Here is a 2,864-nt window from a genome sequence, read left to right as displayed (position 1 = left end):
GGAACACGTTTCGGCAATCTAAATAAGAGAGCCAAAAAACAAAATTCTAATCAAAAAAGCGACCGAGAAAACTAATCTCAGTCGCTTTTTATTGGCTAACAATGGGTTATCCTACGTAAGTCAATTCCTTAGACGTATGCGTAAACGGTGCGCAACCATCATCAGTAATGTGAACGCAGTCTTCAATTCGAACGCCGGCAACATTTGGAATGTAAATCCCTGGTTCGATGGAGAAGCACATCCCTGGTTTAAGAATCATGTCGTTGCCTTCCATAATGGATGGAAATTCGTGTTCGCTCATGCCCATACCGTGGCCGAGACGGTGAATGAAGTACTCACCGTAGCCAGCTTTCTCAATGATATCCCGGGCGATTTTATCAAGTGAAGCAGCGGTAATGCCCGGTTTAGCGGCATCCTGCGCTGCCAATTGTGCTTCCAAACAAACCTTGTAAATATCAATCTGTTTTTCAGTCGGTTTGCCAACTGCAACAGTCCGTGATGCATCAGAGATGTAGCCGTTCCAAACGGTTCCCAAATCAAATAAAACCAGTTCGTTGTTTTCAATTTTGGTCGCGTTCGTTGCACCATGCGGTTCCGCAGCGTGTGCACCAGCTTGAATCAGAGTCGCAAAGCTCATTTCCATGATGCCATTTTGCATCAGAGCGTATTGCAATTCAGCCGCAACTTGACCTTCAGTGACGCCAGCCTTGACTGCTGCAAACCCTTTTTCAAACGCGAAGTCTGCCCATTTACCGGCGATTTCCAGTTCTTTAATTTCGTCATCAGACTTGATGAGACGTAACTGAGTAATGAAATCGGTGATGTCGAGGTTAAAAGCCGCACTTGGAAAAATTTCACGTAGAAATTCAAGTCGTTCAACCGTTAATTGGCTCTTTTCAAGAGCAATGTTTTTAGGGGATGCGACTCGTTTTTGAACATCTGTCGCAATCATCTTCCATGGATTTTCATGGTCAAGGTACCCGTACACCGGATAGGTAAAGCCAGTGTCCTTGATGGCCTCTACTTCCAGTGCTGGTGCGAACATGAAGGGGTCTTGATCAGGGAAGACGATCAGTGCTAAAACTCGCTCGATCGGGTCGCTGTAAAAGCCCGTTAAATACTGAATGGTTTTGGGGTTGCTAATGTAAGCAAAATCCGCGTGGTTTTCGGCGGTCCATTTTTGAATCTCTTGTAGTTTGGACAATGTAATCACCTCTTGTAAGAATACTTCATTATAGCATTGCTCATCTTGAAAAGTGGGGCTGAATAGAGTATCATCAAGATAAAAACGTTTTCAAATTGATTTCTGAAAGTTTATCTGTTATATTTGATAGGTTGTTGAAAATCTATGAAAACGAATAATACCAATAAAGAAAGGGCTATCGCAATGGATAAACAGACTGTGACAATTTACGATGTGGCCTGTGAAGCAGATGTCTCAATGGCAACTGTTTCCCGGGTGGTTAACGGGAATCCAAACGTTAAGCCAGCGACTCGTAAAAAAGTTTTGGATGTGATTGAACGGCTGGATTACCGGCCAAACGCTGTTGCTCGTGGCTTGGCCAGCAAGAAAACGACCACTGTTGGGGTGATTATTCCCGACGTGACGAACATTTACTTCTCAGCACTGGCTCGAGGCATCGATGATATTGCAATGATGTACAAGTACAACATCATTCTAACAAACTCCGACGAAAATGGACGTAAAGAAGTTCAGGTGTTAAACACCTTAATGGCAAAGCAAGTGGACGGAATCGTCTTCATGGGCAATGCTGTTAGTGAGGAACTTCGCAAAGAATTCGACCGAGCTAAAACGCCGATCGTGTTAGCCGGATGTGTGGATGAAAAGGGCCAAATGCCTAGTGTCAACATTGACTACACAGCTGCGGTTGAAGAAGCTGTTAAGAACCTGATCGATCGAGGAAACCAAAAAGTTGCCTTTATTTCAGGAAACTTAGCTGATCCAATCAACCGTGATTTCCGTCTGAAGGGCTACAAACAAGCCCTGAAGAAGGCTGGTATTCGCTACGATGACAAGTTAGTCTTCGAAACGGATTACACATATAAGGCTGGCCAATTACTGCAACCAGCATTGCAGTCAGTTGGTGCCACGGCAGCGGTTGTCGGTGACGACGAACTTGCTGCAGGTGTGATGAACGGTGTGACGGATGCAGGCTTGAACGTGCCAAATGACTTTGAACTCATTACCAGTAATGATACGAAGTTAACTGAAATGGTGCGGCCAAAGATGTCATCAATCACCCAACCGCTGTATGATATTGGCGCCGTTGCCATGCGGTTATTGACTAAGTTGATGAACAACGAAGAAGTCGAAGAAAAGACGGTCTTGTTGCCATACGGCTTAATGAAGCGTGACACAACCAATTAAAGTTAAATAATTGCAACGTTAAGAAGGTCAGACTCGCAAGTGGGGAGTGTGGCTTTTTTTGTAGAGTGTGAAGCAAGGCGGTTAGAGGGCGGAGTGTAAGTAACTCTGGCAGAAATGCCTGGGCTTGGCGTTTTTGCCAGAGTTACTTACACAGGAGCCTCTGCCTTGCTGAACACGTTTCCGCAAGATAAGGGGAAAACCACGTAGCAAACAGCACTCTGCAAAAGAAACCCACAAAACCGGTTCTGACTTTTATGCCAGATCCGCATACAAGTTAGCCCCTTGCCTTGCTGAACACGTTTCCGCAAGATGAGGGGAAAACCACGCAGCCAACAGCACTCTGCAAAAGTAACCCACAAAACCGGTCCTGACTTTAAGACAAAAGGCCCATACAACTTAGCCCCGTGCCGAACAACTTTCGCCTCAATACCCAAAAAACCACCCTAACACAAACAAGCTCAAACCATAAAGACTG

Annotated in this window: 2 protein-coding genes; one reads left to right on the top strand and one right to left on the bottom strand. The window is 45.1% G+C overall.

Annotated elements, in window-relative coordinates:
- Positions 1–106: 106 nt before the first annotated feature.
- Positions 107–1,204, bottom strand: a complete 1,098-nt coding sequence (locus JCM11969_RS16275; protein WP_054712919.1) for a M24 family metallopeptidase — start codon at positions 1,202–1,204, stop codon at positions 107–109.
- 183 nt (positions 1,205–1,387) lie between these two features.
- Between JCM11969_RS16275 and ccpA the strand changes: the two genes are divergently transcribed.
- Complete coding sequence (gene ccpA / locus JCM11969_RS16270; RefSeq protein ID WP_054712916.1) at positions 1,388–2,389, top strand: catabolite control protein A; 1,002 nt, start codon at positions 1,388–1,390, stop codon at positions 2,387–2,389.
- Positions 2,390–2,864: the final 475 nt, after the last annotated feature.

Source organism: Secundilactobacillus paracollinoides DSM 15502 = JCM 11969, assembly GCF_001311135.1.
GTDB classification, from domain to species: Bacteria; Bacillota; Bacilli; order Lactobacillales; family Lactobacillaceae; genus Secundilactobacillus; species Secundilactobacillus paracollinoides.
Note: the sequence above shows the minus strand (reverse complement) of the source record. Positions and strands in the feature narration are given on the sequence as shown.